Origin of the sequence: Burkholderia sp. AU27893, assembly GCF_002223205.1 — a bacterium.
Taxonomy (GTDB): domain Bacteria; phylum Pseudomonadota; class Gammaproteobacteria; order Burkholderiales; family Burkholderiaceae; genus Burkholderia.
Genome location: NZ_NKFD01000004.1, coordinates 1,134,649 through 1,150,130 on the forward strand (window position 1 = coordinate 1,134,649; position 15,482 = coordinate 1,150,130).

Here is a 15,482-nt window from a genome sequence, read left to right on the forward strand (position 1 = left end):
CTTCACATCGATCAGGTTGCGCAGTTCGTCGTCACCGCCCGCGTCGCTCACTCGTTTCATTCGCTCCGCTCGCCGCTCAGCAGATCCAGCTTCGGCAGGCTCTCCGGCGCGAGATCGCGGATGATTTCGTAGAAGTCGAGCGCGAGCAGCCGCTGCGCGCGCCGCAGCAGCAGCGGCGCCGGATGGCTCGGCTCGTGTTGCTCGAAATAGCGGCACATCTTGTCGAGGCCGATGCGCACGTCGTCGCGGCTCGTGACCTCGGCATCGCGCCACGCGTGCGCGTTCGGTATGGCCGCCGGCGCGGTTGCGGCCGTGCCGGGCTGCGACGTGTCGCCGGGCGCGGCCTGCTGCATGTCGGGCGACGCCGGTTGCGGCTCGGGCCGCGGCACTTCGCGCACGATCCGTTGCAGCGCTTTCTCCGCATCGCCTTCGTCCGGCGCCCATTCACGGCCCAGCTTGTCCGTCACGCCCACGCGGATCGCCTCCAGCGAGCGCAGTGCCGCGCGCGCCGCGTCGAGCGGCGTCGTGCCGTCGCCGTGCGCGGCCGACAGCGCAGCCAGCAGGCTGTCGCGACTGCCCGCCACGGGGCTGCCGGTGTCGTCGCGGCCGTCGAGCAGCCGCTCGGCGTCGCGCACGCTCGGCCCGCCGTCGAACAGCGGCTGGCGGCGCGCCGCGCGCGCGCAGTCATGTGCGCCGGCTATCTCGGCGAGCGCGTTCATCCGCAATGTCGGGTCCGGTTCGCCGTCCGCGTCGAGCCGCGGATGCAGGTCGTCCCAGCGGCGTTCGAGCAGGTTTGCGACGAGCGCGAGCGCGTCCGCGTAGCCCGGAATACCGTGTTGCTCGATCCAGCTTCGTGCGAGACAGGCGATGACGCGCAGATCCTTCGTGCGCGCCGACAGCGCCAGCGCGAGCCGCTCGACCGCGCGCCAGTCGGGCGCTTCGGCCGGGATCACGGTGTCGCCGTATTGCTGCTCGGCACGCGGCGTCGCGCGCTCCTGCAGTTGCAGGAACTCGGCGTCGTATTCGAGATTCGCGCCGCACGGCGCATCGGGCGCGACATCCGCGAGCAGTTGGCCGATCAGGTCGGCACGCGGCGTCGCCGGCAGGCCGGGCGGCACCGTGGCATATGCGGCGGCGGCCAGCGCCGCCTGGCTGACGTCATTCGAATGCATAGTCGATGTTGACCGGTTTGCTGCCGAAGTCGATCGCCACGGTGCGGTGCAACGGCGGCAGCGTGCCGTTGCGGATCTCGATCACGTAGACGCCCGGCGTCAGCGATACCGAACGCAGCGGCGGGCTTGCGCCGCGCCGCGCGCCGTTCACGTAGACGTCGCCCCATGGCCGCACGTTGAAACGCACCTGCACGGTTTCCTGCGCCTTCGGCGGACGCGGCTGCGACTCGGCCGTTGGTGCGTTGACGGTGGCGACGGCAGTCGCGGCCTCCGACGGCGCCTTCGGTGCTGGTGTGGGCGCAGTCGCCGGTGTGGCTGCCGCTTCCGACGGCGGCACGTTGACGACGCGTTCCGACGAATCGAGGCTGCCGGCGGGGGCGATGCCCGAGCTGGAGCCCGACGGTGACGGAGCCGGGTTCGTTACGGTGGTCGCAACCTGCGGCGCGGGCGTGGCGGCCTCGACGGCAGGCGCGCTGGCCGGCGCTGCGGCGACGGGGGGCGGCGGAACCTGCGCGGACGATCCGGCCGGCAGGCTGGACGGCGGCACGACGGTCGGTGTCGGCCCTTGCTGGGCCAGCGTGGCGCCCGGCGTGCTCGCGGGCGGTGACGTGCCGGCCTGCGGCTGGCTCGCGACCGGCGCGGCCTCGTCGGCGACGCGAGCGGAACGCGACAGATAAGTCGCCGCGAGGCCGACGGCGATCAACGCAACGAGCGCGCTACCGACGTAGACAGGCACGCGGCGGTGGCGCGATCCAGGCGGAGCGTGGCCGCGTTGGGCGCCGGTCGGCACGGATGCGCCGCCGGATGACGACGCCGGTGCGGCGGGATGCGGTGCGGTCGAAGCGGCGGCGCCGGCAGCCGCGGATGCGTTCGCGTTGCCGGAACCGGCTGCACCTTGCGCGCCGATGTCCGAGGCCGTATTCGCTGATCGCGTACCGGCTGCGTCGTGTGTGTCGGTTCGTGCAGCGGGCGCTTCTTTCGCGCGTTCGACGTTTCCGGTCGGCGTTTCGGATTCGACCGTTTTTTCAACCGGTTTCGCAGACGATTGAGACGCATGCGATGCAGCAGACGCTGCGAGCGAGCCCACAGCCGCAACGGCGGCGCCTTGCGCGACGGTTCTGGACGTCGAAGGCGCATCGGCCTCCAGCTCGGCGCCGGACACGCCAGACGATGCGGATGCCGTATCCGTAGGCGCAGACCCATGATCCGCACCACCGGCTGTCGACGCCCGCCCATCCGGCGCAGCGTTGCCCGAAGCGGTCCCGCCCGCGCCGATCGAAGCCGCAGCAGCAGCGGACGCCAAGCCGGACGCAGCAGACGCCTCACCCTTCCCGTCCCCGCTCCTGCCCGCATCACCCACCGGCGGCACGACCGCCGCACCATACCCGCCCCCCGTGCCGACATCCCGCAACCCGAGCTCCGCCGCGAACGCCGCGACCGATTCCGGCCGATCCGGGATCCGCAACTGCAGCGCATGATCGACCGCCGCGAGAAACGCCGGGCTGTACACCTCGCCGGCCGGCAGTTCGCGCGTCGCGAGCGGCCGGTACGTGTCCTTGATGCTGCGCACGACGGCCGCGGGCGGCAGCTCGCCGGTGATCATCGCGTGCATCACCGCGCCGAGCGCATAGAGATCCGTCCACGGCCCCTGGCTGAACGCGGGATCGTCGGTGTACTGCTCGATCGGCGCGTAACCGGGCTTGATCATCATCGCGCCGTCGTCGACCAGGTCGCCGATCCGTTTGCGCGCCGCGCCGAAGTCGAGCAGGATCGCGCTGCCGTTCGGGCGGATCAGCACGTTGTCGAGCGCGACGTCGCGATGGAAGCACTGCGCGCGATGCAGCGTGTCGAGCGCGCCGAGCAGCGCGGCGACGATACTGCGCAACTGCGTCTCGCTGATCCGCATCCCGCCGTCGAGCAGCTGCTTGAGCGTGCGCCCTTCGTAGAACGGCATCACCATGTACGCGGTGCCGTGGCTTTCCCAGAAATGCAGGACCTTGACGAGCCCCGGATGATCGAATTGCGCGAGCAGGCGCGCTTCGTTGAGGAACGCGCCGCGACCGGCGTCGAAGGCCTGCGCGAACCGCTCGGAGCGCAGCGACACCGTGTAGTCGCCGCCGCGCGTGGCCAGCATCGACGGCATGTATTCCTTGATCGCGACCGCGCGCCGCAACGTGCGGTCGAATGCACGATAGACGATCCCGAAGCCGCCGATGCCCAGCACCTCGTCGAGCTGCAGTTCGCCCAGGCGATGGCCGAGCGGCAGCGGCCGCACCGTGAATTCGGATGCGTCGCCGCGTGTCGCCGTGTCGTGCTCGTTGTCTCTCGATCCAGCGTCCTTCATCTCCACCACCTCTCGAAACCGCGTCCTTTCCACCCGCCGCGTCCATTCCACCCGCCGCACCCGCCGCGCCCGGCGGCCCGCCGTCCGTCAGCCGGCTCGCTAGTTGCCGCCGAACAGCGTCAGGAACAGCGCGTTGTCGGGCGTGCCCGTATGCGCGTGCGTGCGCAGCGGCGATCCGTCCGCGCGGTTGGTCCACCAGAAACTGGTGCCGCCGTGCGGATCGAAATAGCCGGACAGTCCCGGCCACGCGGCCGGGGCCGGCCGTTCCGGCGGCGGCGCCGGCATGCCGTCGACGATGTCGGCGTAGGTGTCGTCACCCGGCGTGAGCCGCACGCGCGCCAGCATCTGCTCGAGATCGCCGGGTGCGCGGGCATGGCGGATCGTGTCGAGCAGCGCCTGGCCGACCTGCCAGTAGAACGTGTCGGCGGCATCCGGCAGCCCGTTCCAGTAATCGGCGGCGCGCATCGGCAGCGTGGCGATCACCGGGTAGTAGCGCCCCACGCGGTCGCAGCTCGGCGCGAGGCAGCCCGGCTGAATGCACGACGCCCCCGCGCCCGCCGGAATCAGGAAATTCCAGACCGGCGCGACCGTGTAGTGGCGCTCGATCTCGTCCGCGCCGCGCTGGCGCATCGCGGCCATGCCCTGCTGGAGCCAGCGCTCCCACCACAGCGCGAGCGCATGCGGCAGCCGGCTGTTGACGAAGTCGCCGGCGCCGGGAATCTTCCCGTACCAGGCCGGCGCATCGCCGTCGGTACGCGTGAACGGCGGTGTCGGGCTCATGGCTTCGGCGGGCATGTAAAGGACTCCATCTGGGGCAGCCTGAACGGGTTGCGGACACTGCCCGCATTCACTTGCAGCACGATCGGTTTGCCGTCGACCGTGAAGCGCGCAATCATCTGGTCCGAGCCGCGTCCGGCCGACACCCCCGCGCGGTCGAACAGCCGGTGCAGCGCCCACGGCCCGTCGGTCGAGAAGCCGTCGGTCGCGCCCGCCTGCCCGGACACCTGCAGCCGCACCTGGTTGCTGCCGCGCGGGCCCGGCCAGTTCACCGCGCTCTGCACGAGCGGGCCGTGCGCGTAGCGGACGATCTGTCCGTCGACGTCGAGCACCATCTCCGTGATCGACGGGTCCATTTCGAGCGGCTGGATCTGCACCTTCAACTGCGCGGTGCGCGCGCCGCCGCCGAAATAGACGTCGCGGATCACCGCGGCCTTCTCGAACGACGCCAGCATCGCGGCGGCCGACGGATCGGCGTCCGCGTTGCGGTTCGCGAAGCGCCACGGGTGCGACGTCGTATCGACGATCGACTGCAGGTTCTTCTGGAAGAAGTCGTCCATCAGGCCGCCGGGCGCGAACATCTGCGCGAAATCCGCGGGCGCGACATCGCGCGACGCGCCGCGCGCGAACGGATAGCGGCCCGCGATCGCCTGTCGGCAGAAGTCGCCGACGTTCGCACCGGCCCGGGTCGCGACGCTGCGCTGCTCGACGGTCGCCACGCTGCCGTTCGCGACGTTCGACAGGTCGTCGAGCACTTCGCGGAACGGTGTCGGCAGGCGGCCGGCCTGCGCACGGAGCTTCGCGGGCGCATCGGACGGCGGCGGCTGCGCGCCGCTCCTCAGTGCGTCGTCGGTGGCCGTCAGGTACGTGTATAGCGCGTCGATCGACTTCAGCACGTCGTTGAATGCCGACGCCTGGTCGCCGCTGCCCGGCGCGAACGCACGCAGCCCGGCGAAGTGGCTGTCGACGATCTGCTCGGCGCTCGCGGGCGCCGCCGCGGACGTGCTCGCATTGCTGCCCTGGCCCGCGAAGATCTGCGACAGCGAGCTGCGCGCCTCGTCGACCTTGTCCTGCGCCTGCGCCGCGAGATTGCGCGCCCCGCCCGGTGCATCGCCGAGCGCGGTGTCGCGTGCGAGCGCCACCATCAGCCGCGTGAGCGGCGAATCGGCCGACGACAGCGCGCGCGCCACCTGGATGCTCTGTGCGAGCGTCGCGGTGCGCTGCAGCTTGATGTCGGCGAGATAGTCGTCCCAGATCTTCAGGTAGTCGTTCAGGTAGAGCTGGCGGATATCGCGCGCCCACGCGGCCGCGTCGTTCGGGCCGGGAATCTCGGACAGCCCGAGGTTCAGCACCCACACTTCCTCGCGCCCGTACGCGTCGACCTCGCCGGCCAGGCGCGGCGCGAACACGTTGCGATAGCCGTTGCGCGTATAGAGCCCCGGCACGCCTTCCGACAGCGGCTTGCCGCTCTGCCGTCGGAACACCAGCGATGCGTCGGGGCCGACCGCCCGCGCGACGCTGAAGTCGAACGCGGCCGTGGCCGGCCGCAGCGTCATCGTCATCTGACGGTACAGCCGCTGCGAGAACGGCACCTGGCGCAGCCGGTCGCGCACGTCGGCCACGAGCCGCTCGTTCATCGGATACGGCGACACCGCGACCCGGTTGCCGAACAGCGCGGCAAGATGCGCACGCAGCGCGGCGCGTTCGGCCGGCGAGAAATCGGGCGGCAGCGCGCGTTCCATCTCGAGGTCGACGACGGCCTGCACGAACGCGGGATCGTAGTGCGCGCTGTCGTACAGCATCAGGTACGCCTTCAGCGCGGCATACGCATATTCGGTCTCGTCGGGGCGTGCGTCGCGCAGCGCCGCCTCCATCCGGCTCGCGGCGATCGGCAGCAGCACGTCTTCCAGCGCGCGCCGGTACACGGCGTCGACGGCTTCGTCGATCTTCTCGCCCTGGAATAGCCCCCACCGGTATGCGAGCGGCGGATGCTGCAGGTCGACGCCGCCCGCATTCGCGAGGTTGCCGAGGGCGTCGAGCACGGGCAGCAGGCGGGCGACGTCGGCCGCATCGGAGAATTTCGCGCCGGCGATCTGCGCATCGACGGCCGGCACACGCGCGCCGATCTGGTCGAGATACGCGCGGTTGTTCGAATAGCTGCGCAGCCACGCAAACAGCACGGCCACGCACACCAGCGCGAGCAGTACGTAGCCGGCGATCTGCAGCACGCGCCGCTTCTGGTGCCAGCGCAGGTCGCTGCCGGCGAGCGCGGCCTCGCGGAAGATGTGCTCCTGCAGCAACGACTTCAGGAAGAAGCTGCGCCCGGTCGAACCGACCTGCGCGACCGGCGGCACGCCCTCGATCTTCAGGAAGCGCTTGATGCCGCTCATCACGCGATCGAACGCGGTGCCCTCCTGCGTGCCGCTCGTCAGGTAGACGCCGCGCAGCATCGGCATCGGCTCGTAGCTCGACACGGAAAACACCTCGGCGACGAACTGGCCGAGCATGTCCTGCAGGTCGGCGATCTGCTGCGGCAGCAGGTAGGTCATCTCGCGCTGGCGCGCGTCGGTCTGCGCGGCGAGCAGTTCGGGCAGCCCGTCGTTCAGCCGCTGGTGCAGCAGCCGGTATTCGCGGTCGAATGCCGCCCGCAGGTCGAAGCCCGGCGCCTCGCTCTGCGCGAGCGGGAACGTGAAACCCCACACCTGCGCGCATTCGGCGCGGCCGTAGTGGCTGAAATATTCGGCGAAGCCCGCGAGCAGGTCGGCCTTCGTCACGAGCAGGTACACGGGAAAGCGGATGCCGAGCTGCGCGCGCAGCTCCAGCAGCCGCTTGCGCAGCACCATCGCGTGCTGCGTGCGTTCGGCTTCCGACGCGCCGAGCAGGTCGGCCACGCTGATCGTCAGCATCGCGCCGTTCAGCGGCTGCCGTGTGCGGTACTTCTTCAGCAGGTCGACGAAGCCTTTCCATTCGGCCTCGTCGAGCGCGCGGTTGCCCTCGTGCGTCGTGTAGCGGCCGGCCGTGTCGATCAGCACCGCGTCGTTCGTGAACCACCAGTCGCAATGCCGCGTGCCGCCCACGCCGCGGATCGCCGCGCGGCCGAACTGCTCGGCCAGCGGAAAACTGAGCCCGGAATTCACGAGCGCGGTGGTCTTGCCCGAGCCCGGCGCGCCGATGAACACGTACCACGGCAACTGATACAGATACTGGCGCGACATCCGGTCGAACCAGCGCGGCAAGCCCTTGCGCACGGTGTCGGCCTGCCCGAAGCGCACTTTCTTCAGCAGCGAAGCGGCTTCGTCGAAGCGGCTGCGCAACTCGTCGAGCTGCGCTTTCGCCGGATCGTCGGCGACGGCCGGCCCGGGCGCGGCCTCGCGCAGCTGGTTCAGCAACTGCGCGTTGAGCCGGCCGGCGCGCCAGCTGCGCCACGCGACGCGTGCGCCCCATGCGGTGAACAGCACCGCGATCGTGAGCCCGCGCGCCCAGCCGCTTTCGAGCGGCCGGGCTTCGGCGAACGCGAACAGCGGCCCCGCGAGCCACACGAAGCACGCGAGCACGACGAGACCGGCGAAGGTCCAGATCTCCCGCGACGGCAACGGCCGGACGAAACGCGCGACAGCCTGGTTCATGTCAGTTGGCTCCCTGCGTGGCGCTCGCGCCGACGGCGGCACTGCCGGGCGCCGGCAGCAGCGTGATCTCGACGCGGCGGTTCAGCGCGCGGTTCGCCGGCGAATCGTTCGGCGCGACCGGATCGAGCGTGCCGCGCCCTTCCGCCGCGAGCCGTTCCGGATGGTCGAGCCGCGCGGCGATCATCCCGCGCACGGCTTCCGCGCGTTCGCGCGACAGGTCCCAGTTCGATGCGAAGCGGGCCGTATGCACGGGCGTGTCGTCGGTATAGCCGGTCACGCGGACGTTGCCGGGCACCTTGTTCAACGCATCGGCCACGCGCGCGAGCACCGGCACGTAGCGGTCGATCACCGACGTCGCGCCGGACTTGAACACCCCGTCGCCGCGCAGCACGATCACGCTGCGGTCGGCCTGGTCGCGCACCGCCACGAGGCCGGCCGCGATCTCCGGTTCCAGGAACTTCGCGATGCGCGGCGCCTGGGCCGGGCGCGGCGGCGCCTGCGCGGGCTGCAGTTTCGGCACGTGCAGCGCGTCGATCGACGCGAACAGCCGATCCGAATGCCCGGCAAGCGCGATCCGCAGCCCGACGAACACGCCGAAGCCGATCAGCAGCGCGAGCGCCACGCACACCCACAGCGGCACGCCGAAGCGGCGCGCGACATCGCGCGTGACGACGTCGCGCCAGTGCGGCGACAACGCCGGTTCGAATTCGCCGCGCACCGAACGGATCGTCAGCGCGAGCTGGTGGCGCAGCGCGTCGAGCTGCGCATGGCCGTTGTCGAGCACGCGATAGCGGCCCTCGAAGCCGAGCGCGAGACAGAAATACAGCAGCTCGAGCAGGTCGAGATGCTGGCGCGGCTGCTGCGACAGGCGTTCGAGCAGGTGGAAGAATTTCTCGCCGCCCCACGTCTCGTTGTGGAACGACACGAGCAGGCTGTGCGACGACCACACGCTGCCGCCCCACGGCGTCAGTGCGGCCGCCTCGTCGAGCGCCGTGCACAGGCAGTAGCGCGCGCCGATGATCGCTTCCGACGGCACGCCGGCCTCCTGCGCCCGCGCCTCGAACTGGCGGATCTCGACGACCAGGTGCTCGCGCAGCCACGCGGGGTTCGGGTGATGGACGGTCGAGCGGATCTGCGGCACCAGGTTGAGCAACGGATTCGCGGCCGCGACGAGCGGGTTCGTGCCGCTCGCGGCCCAGCGCCCCGGGCGCGGCTGCGTCGCGGTCGGGCCGGCCGCGCCCGCCGCGGCCGGATGCATGCCGCCCGGATTCGGCGGCACGAATCCGCCGGCGCCGGGGGAGATCGAATCGGAGGAGGAATTCATCGCGTCGCCCCGCCCTTACCCGCGTATCGCCCAGAATTCCATCGAGAGCCCAGGGAATTCGCCGGCGAAATGGAAAGCGAGACCGCCGGAGCGCGCCAGCTGCTTCCACAGGTCGCTGCCCTTGTCGATCTCGAAGTACGTATGGCCCGCGTGATACGGGATCTGCCGCGGCGCGACCGGCAACTGGCGCATCGTGATGCCCGGCAGCTGCAGCTGCACGAGATCGCGGATCCGCTCGACCGGCCCGAGCTTCGCCTGCGCGGGAAACCGGGCGCGCAGGCTGTCGGCCGGCACGTCCGCGCGCACCGCGAGCACGAAGCCGGCCGTGTCGCGCAGCGCCGGGTCGGCCAGCGTCGCGACGCGGATGCCGTTGCCCGCATCGCGCAGCTCGATCTGGATCGCATTCTGCTCGAGCACCGTCGACAGCGACCGGCGCAGCTCGGTCATCAGCTCCGCGAAGCTCGTGCGCAGGTCGTCGTGCACGTAGACCGCAAGCGACTGCGGGCGCCGGCCGGCCGCCGTGAACGTGCTCAGGTCGCAGGCGAGCTTCAGCCAGTCGCAGAACAGCGCCTCCGGGTGCGTGGACACGTGCTGCTGCGCGTGCCAGGTCAGCGCCAGATAGCGGTTCACGAGCTGCAGCAGCAGGAAATCCGCGACTTCCGACACGCCGCCGCGCCCGGGCTCCGACAGCCGCGCCGCGAGCGCTTCGCTGCGTTGCGTGAGCAGCCCGTGCAGCTCGCGCGCATACGCCAGCAGCACGGCGTCGTGCTGCGCGACGAGGCGCGGCGGAATGTAGCCGTCGTCGACGAGCAGCCGCGCGTCGGTGCGCCGCTCGACGATCCGCGCGACGCCGAGCGCGTGCCAGTCGCCGGTCAGCTCGGCGTCGAGCATCAGCCGCACGTTCAGGCGGCCCGTCTGCAGCAGCGCGGGGCCGAGCGCGACCGCGTTCGCGTCGGCCACTTCGTATTCGCGGACGACGTAGCGCGCGACGTCGGCGCTGCCATTTGCACCGCTTGCGCCGCTCGCGGCATTGGCGCCGCTTGCACGTGCACCCGCACCGAACGACACCTCCTCGCCGCCGCCACGCCACAGTGGCAGTGCAAGCACGACGAGCTGGTCCTTCGCATTGGCCGGCACGTCGAGCGGCTCGGGGAGATCGTCCGGATGGGACAGGTCGAACGGCGTGCCGTCGCGCATCACGCCCGATGCGGTGCGCAGCGCGACCTTGCCGAGCGCCAGTTGCTCGCGATCGAGTTCCAGCGTGTCGAAGCCCCAGTAGAAGCCTTGCAGCGGCAGGCAGCGCAGCGCGACGTAGCGTTCCCAGTGCCGTTCGAGCTGCTGGAAATGCTGCGGCCGCAGGAACATCCCCTCGGTCCACACCACCCGCTGGCGGAGCGCCGCGACCGGCGTCGCGGACATCGTCGGTTCGGTCATGGGCGCCCCTTCGCATCGTTCAGCGCGACGCCGCCGTTGCGGACGGCGATCGACAGCTTCAGCTCGCCCGGCGACGTCTGCCAGAACTTGTAGAGATTGAGCTGCTTCGCGCGCGGCAGCGGCACCGTCAGCCGCCAGCGGTTCTTGTCGAGCATCCGGTATTCGGCGACCACGCCGATCGCGCCGGCCTCGACGTTGCCGCGATAGTGCAGCGTGCGCGATTCGCCCGGCCGCAGGATCACGCGGTCGGTGCCGAGCAGGTCCGCGCCGAGCACGTTTTCCGGCTTGTCCTGCAGCGAAAAGAAATCCGCGCTGTCGAACGACGACGCCGCGCGGAGCTGGAACACCTTCAGCACGATCGGCGAAGGCTTGCGGTTCAGGTCAGGGTTGACGTCCGGCGCAACGTCAACGGTGATCGCGTACGGCACCGCCGCGGCGTGCTCCGTCGCACCGCACCCCGGCAACAGCATCACGCATCCCCATACGATGAAACTGCTCGACCGCCATTGCATATTCCACCCTCGCCACCCAATAGCCGTGCGCCGGTTTTCGACTTCGAAACCGGATGACCTGATTGAAAAAGGGACAATTAATTGATCGGTAATTGTGTAACCGGTATATCCATCCATTGCAATTCGTGTCGGCAAATTATTCTTGTAAAAAGCCGGGTCATATCATTAATGATTTTTGAAAGTCGCTTTGGCGAGATGATGGGCAATTGAATCGGGATTAGTGAATTAATGGCAAAAGTTAATCCGGCCGGTGCGCGCGGGCGGCCCGGTTCCATGGCGTGGACACCTGTCGGATGGACGCGGGGCGCAAGCCAGCCACCCGCCGGGCAAGGGACGCTCGCGACGGAGGTGGTGTGGCAGGCTATTCGTTTCGCACGAACGGACGGCACCGTTTTTCGTGCATTGACGTGCGCTGACCAAACAACTGATGAATCCGAAAAACACAGCGAACTATAGGCCGTTTTTCCGGTTTCACAAGCACGGAGATTCGTAGTCGATTCTGCATTCAGGTGGAAACGGATTGCCGAAATGAAACAAAACGTAACAGCCGGTTGGGTGCCGATGATTGGCACTAGAATCCAACAGCGCTTGTGTGCCACGTTCCAATTACGCCAATCTTTAATTTCAATAATGAAAGGTCGTTCATCGCTCGTTCTTTTTCTCGGCGCACTGTTGCTGGGGGCCGGCGGGTGCAGTACGTCCCCGACACAGTCGGCTGCACGCGCGACGCTCGACAGCGCGCGCGCCGCGTACGACAGCGGCGACTACGGGCGCACGATCGCACTGCTGAGCCATGCGAAGGAGATCGACGGCGCCGACCCCGACACGCAGGTGGCCGCGCACAAGCTTCTCGCGTTCAGCTATTGCGTGACGAACCGCATCACGCCGTGCCGCGCCGAGTTCTCGAAAATTCTCGACCTCAACCCGCGCTTCGACTTGTCCCCTGCCGAGAAGGGGCATCCGATCTGGGGGCCCGCGTTCGAATTCGCGCGCCGCAGGCATGCGTCGTCATCCTGAACGAACCGGCGTCCACGCGAGCGCTTCACCGAGCGACGTATGACATGCAACTGATCGTGATCGAACATGCCGGCGAGCCGGTCGAAAACGACTCCTACGACGCCGTCGTGTTTCATCCGCCCGGCGGCACCATCGGCCGGGCCAGCGACAACCATCTCGTGTTGCGCGACGACACCCGGCAGATCTCGCGGCTGCAGGCGCTGCTGCAGGTCGGCGACGACGCGTGCCTGTTGAAGAACCTGAGCAGCGTCTCGACGATCGAGGTGAACCGCGAGCCGGTCGGCTATGCGCAGGAGCGCCCGCTCAATACCGGCGACATCATCCGCATCGGGCCGTACGTGCTGCGCGCCGAACGTGACGACGGCGGCTCTGGCGACGATGCGCCGGTCATCGACATGGCGACCGAGACCGGCGTGCACGTCGATCCGCCGCCGCAGGGGCGAACGTCGGCCGCACCCTCGCCCGCATCGTCTTCGCGGATCGATACGAAAGGCGCCGGCAACCGGCTGTGGGGGCTGCTCCAGGGTCGTCTCGCGCCCCGCGGCAAGGCGGCGGACACCGGTACGCGACCCGGCGGCCCCGCGCGGGCGGATGCTGCGCAGCCGGCGAACCGCGCGGCGCAAACCGTACCGCCCGCCCCTTCACAGCGCGACCTGCACCAGCTGTCGACCGATCCGCTCGACCTGTTCGCGCAGCCGTCGGGCGATATCGGCACATCGGGCGCATCGGGCACGGCATCGCATGCCGAGCGCGGCAACACGGCACGCGAAGCGTCGTCCGCGACCCAGGCCGACCACGCGCCCGAGTGGACCCAACACGTGCGGGTGCAGCCCGCTGCCGCGCGCGCGGCCGATACGCACGCGCAGCCGGCCGACGAACCGGCGCCGCATGCCGCGCGCCCGCCGACGCCCGATGAACTGCTGAGCGCGTTCTTCGAAGGCGCGGGGCTCGATACGGCGGCCGAGTCGCATCAGTGGTCGGCCGAGCAGCTGTACATCGCGGGCCAGTTGCTGGCGCTGTTCGCAAACGGCACGGTCGAGCTGCTGTCGTCGCGCAGCATCCTGAAGCGTGAGGTGAAGGCGCACATGACGATGCTGCTCGATCGCGAGAACAACCCGCTGAAGCTGCTGCCGGACGGCGGTGCCGTGCTGCGGCAGATGTTCGGGCTGCCGCTGCCGGGCTTCATGTCGCCGCAGAGCGCGGTGAGCGACGCGTTCCAGGATCTGCATGCGCACCAGATCGGCATGGTCGCCGGCATGCGCGCCGCGTTGATGGACCTGCTGACGCGCTTTTCGCCGCAACGGCTGCGCGAGCGCGACGACGCGATGCGCTGGTACGAGAAGCGCGTGCCCATGCTGTACAAGGCGAGGATGTGGGATCGCTACGCGGCGACCCATCGCGACACGGTGTTCGCGATCGAGGACGATTTCGCGTCGGTGTTCGGCAAGGCGTTTCTGGCCGCGTACGACGCGGAAGTGGAAAGCTACCGCGGCAGCGGCCGGCATTGAGCGTCGAACGGCACGTCCGCCGCCGGTGGCGGGCGGCGCGTGCCGGCGGTAGCGTCAGGTGCCCGTTTCATGCGAGGCCACCTTGTTTCGCCCCGTTTCCTTCGCGTGGTACAACGCCTGGTCGGCGGCCTTGATCACCGACTCGACCTCCCCCTCCTGCCCGGGATCCCAGCTTGCCACGCCGATGCTCGCGGTGACGCGCCCGAATTCGCTTTCCGCATGTTCGATCGCGAGCCCGTCGATGGCCGCGCGAATCCGTTCGGCGATCTCGGTCGCGCCCGTGGCCGGCGTATCGGGCAGGATCACGACGAATTCCTCGCCGCCATAGCGGGCGGCGGTGTCCGCGGGACGCCGGATGTTCTCGCCGATGCATCGTGCAACCGCCGCCAGCGCGTCGTCGCCGGCCTGGTGACCATACGTGTCGTTGAAGGCCTTGAAGCGGTCGACGTCGACGAACAGCAGCGAAAACACCGAACGGGCACGGCGGGCGCGGCGCCATTCGAGGTCCAGCACTTCCCCGAACGAGCGGCGATTGTTGAGCCCGGTGAGGCCGTCGGTGCGCGCGAGCATCACCAGCTCCGATTCGGCCCGCATCCTGCGCCGCAGCTGGGTGCCCAGCAAGAAGGACAGCACGATGAACGCCGCGCCAAACGTCGCCACCAGCGCGCCGATCATGATCGCGCGCCGCCGCCACGCCGCGTAGATGTCCTGCTCCGCCTCGGCGACCATGATGATCAGCGGCAGGTGCGGCAGCGTCTTGAAGTAGTACAGGCGGCGCACGTGGTCGATCGTCGAGGTCTCGGTGAACGAGCCTTCCGGCGCCGTCATGAAGTGGCGAAACGTCGCCGCCTGGCTGATGTCGCGGCCGATGGTGTGTTCGTCGTACGGCTGGCGCATGAACATGATGCCGTCCCGGCCGACCAGCGAGATCGCGCCGTGCGAGCCGAGCGCGAGGCCGGCGAACAGCGTGTGGAAATACTCGAGATTGACCGCGATCAGTGCAATGCCGCCGAACGAGCCGTCCGGATTCGACACGCGGCGCGTCAGCGCCACGCTGAGCGAGCCGCCGCGCAGGCGGGATGCAAACGGATCGCTGATGTAGAGCCCGGCGTTCGGATTGTCCCGGTGAACCGTAAAGTACTTGCGGTCGCCGAAATTGCCTTGTCGCGGCACGTCGTTCGCCGAATCGAGGATGATGTTGCCGGCCGCATCCAGCACGAGCATCGAGCCGAGAAATTGCGCGGTCATCGCATGATCGAACAGGACGCCGCGCCGCAGGGCCGGCGTGGCCGCCATGACGTCCGGCCGCCGAAGGCCCTGGATCACCGCCTCCAGTGACAGGCCGTACAACTCGATATTGCGCTCGATGTCGCGCTCGGCGACGAGCGCCAGGTTTCGCGACGTCTCGCGTGCGCGGTCGAGCGCGTCGTGACGGCTCTGGAACAACTGCAACACGCAGAGGCCCATCAGCGCGCACGCTATCAAGGTCCCTGCCAGCACAACGTAATACGGCGCTGCCGACCGCGGATGCATCCGTGTCCTCTCAGGTTGGGCCGACGCTGACGCACCGGTTGTTCTGGTTTCTTCTGGATAAGCTATACCAAAAAGTGTGACGTCCGGGTACGAGGGGCAGTCCGTACTTGCCAGGTTGCGGGTCACGTGAGCCGAACGGTATCGGGCGGAAGGCGCCGACGTCAATTCACCGACGGATGCGGCACGCGTCGTTGCCGGTGACGGAGTTGAAACGATCCGCCCGCAGTGACACGCA

General features: G+C 69.2%; 10 protein-coding genes. 2 read left to right on the forward strand and 8 right to left on the reverse strand.

Annotated features, from left to right (window positions below; genetic code table 11):
* Positions 1 to 56: 56 nt before the first annotated feature.
* The 7 genes from tssA to tssJ form a co-directional block, all read right to left on the reverse strand.
* On the reverse strand, positions 57 to 1,172 hold the full coding sequence (gene tssA / locus CFB47_RS25020; protein WP_089462627.1) for a type VI secretion system protein TssA: 1,116 nt from the start codon (positions 1,170 to 1,172) through the stop codon (positions 57 to 59).
* Positions 1,159 to 3,516 carry a serine/threonine-protein kinase gene (locus tag CFB47_RS25025; RefSeq protein ID WP_089462628.1) on the reverse strand — a complete coding sequence of 786 codons (2,358 nt, stop codon included), beginning with the start codon at positions 3,514 to 3,516 and terminating at the stop codon, positions 1,159 to 1,161. The genes tssA and CFB47_RS25025 overlap by 14 nt, the downstream gene beginning before the upstream one ends.
* 99 nt (positions 3,517 to 3,615) lie before the next feature.
* Positions 3,616 to 4,311, reverse strand: coding sequence for a type VI secretion system-associated protein TagF (tagF, locus tag CFB47_RS25030; protein WP_179258980.1), 696 nt, complete (start codon positions 4,309 to 4,311; stop codon positions 3,616 to 3,618).
* Positions 4,293 to 7,919, reverse strand: coding sequence for a type VI secretion system membrane subunit TssM (gene tssM, locus CFB47_RS25035; RefSeq protein WP_089462629.1), 3,627 nt, complete (start codon positions 7,917 to 7,919; stop codon positions 4,293 to 4,295). Before tssM ends, tagF begins: the two co-directional genes overlap by 19 nt.
* 1 nt (position 7,920) lies before the next feature.
* The gene (locus tag CFB47_RS25040) at positions 7,921 to 9,243 is read right to left on the reverse strand and encodes a DotU family type VI secretion system protein (protein WP_089462630.1); all 1,323 of its coding nucleotides are present in this window, start codon (positions 9,241 to 9,243) and stop codon (positions 7,921 to 7,923) included.
* Positions 9,244 to 9,258: 15 nt separating this feature from the next.
* Entirely contained in the window at positions 9,259 to 10,677 is a 1,419-nt protein-coding gene (gene tssK / locus CFB47_RS25045) for a type VI secretion system baseplate subunit TssK (RefSeq protein WP_089458228.1), read from the reverse strand.
* Positions 10,674 to 11,189, reverse strand: a complete 516-nt coding sequence (tssJ, locus tag CFB47_RS25050; RefSeq protein ID WP_089462631.1) for a type VI secretion system lipoprotein TssJ — start codon at positions 11,187 to 11,189, stop codon at positions 10,674 to 10,676. Before tssJ ends, tssK begins: the two co-directional genes overlap by 4 nt.
* A 630-nt stretch (positions 11,190 to 11,819) precedes the next feature.
* On the opposite strand from tssJ, the gene CFB47_RS25055 reads away from it, so the two are divergent.
* Together CFB47_RS25055 and tagH are read left to right on the forward strand one after the other, a co-directional pair.
* Positions 11,820 to 12,206, forward strand: coding sequence for a TssQ family T6SS-associated lipoprotein (locus CFB47_RS25055; RefSeq protein ID WP_089442474.1), 387 nt, complete (start codon positions 11,820 to 11,822; stop codon positions 12,204 to 12,206).
* A 44-nt stretch (positions 12,207 to 12,250) separates the two neighbouring features.
* Positions 12,251 to 13,714 carry a type VI secretion system-associated FHA domain protein TagH gene (tagH, locus tag CFB47_RS25060; protein WP_089462632.1) on the forward strand — a complete coding sequence of 488 codons (1,464 nt, stop codon included), beginning with the start codon at positions 12,251 to 12,253 and terminating at the stop codon, positions 13,712 to 13,714.
* 54 nt (positions 13,715 to 13,768) lie between these two features.
* Here the strand turns inward: tagH and CFB47_RS25065 are convergent, their stop codons facing one another.
* Positions 13,769 to 15,247, reverse strand: coding sequence for a diguanylate cyclase (locus CFB47_RS25065; RefSeq protein WP_089462633.1), 1,479 nt, complete (start codon positions 15,245 to 15,247; stop codon positions 13,769 to 13,771).
* Between the last annotated feature and the right edge of the window lie 235 nt (positions 15,248 to 15,482).

What these genes read in the sequence shown, in the direction of transcription:
- tssA (WP_089462627.1), bottom strand. Translation starts at nt 1,172, where the DNA reads ATGCATTCGAATGACGTCAGCCAGGCGGCGCTGGCCGCCGCCGCATAT.
- CFB47_RS25025 (WP_089462628.1), bottom strand. Translation starts at nt 3,516, where the DNA reads ATGAAGGACGCTGGATCGAGAGACAACGAGCACGACACGGCGACACGC.
- tagF (WP_179258980.1), bottom strand. Translation starts at nt 4,311, where the DNA reads ATGCCCGCCGAAGCCATGAGCCCGACACCGCCGTTCACGCGTACCGAC.
- tssM (WP_089462629.1), bottom strand. Translation starts at nt 7,919, where the DNA reads ATGAACCAGGCTGTCGCGCGTTTCGTCCGGCCGTTGCCGTCGCGGGAG.
- CFB47_RS25040 (WP_089462630.1), bottom strand. Translation starts at nt 9,243, where the DNA reads ATGAATTCCTCCTCCGATTCGATCTCCCCCGGCGCCGGCGGATTCGTG.
- tssK (WP_089458228.1), bottom strand. Translation starts at nt 10,677, where the DNA reads ATGACCGAACCGACGATGTCCGCGACGCCGGTCGCGGCGCTCCGCCAG.
- tssJ (WP_089462631.1), bottom strand. Translation starts at nt 11,189, where the DNA reads ATGCAATGGCGGTCGAGCAGTTTCATCGTATGGGGATGCGTGATGCTG.
- CFB47_RS25055 (WP_089442474.1), top strand. Translation starts at nt 11,820, where the DNA reads ATGAAAGGTCGTTCATCGCTCGTTCTTTTTCTCGGCGCACTGTTGCTG.
- tagH (WP_089462632.1), top strand. Translation starts at nt 12,251, where the DNA reads ATGCAACTGATCGTGATCGAACATGCCGGCGAGCCGGTCGAAAACGAC.
- CFB47_RS25065 (WP_089462633.1), bottom strand. Translation starts at nt 15,247, where the DNA reads ATGCATCCGCGGTCGGCAGCGCCGTATTACGTTGTGCTGGCAGGGACC.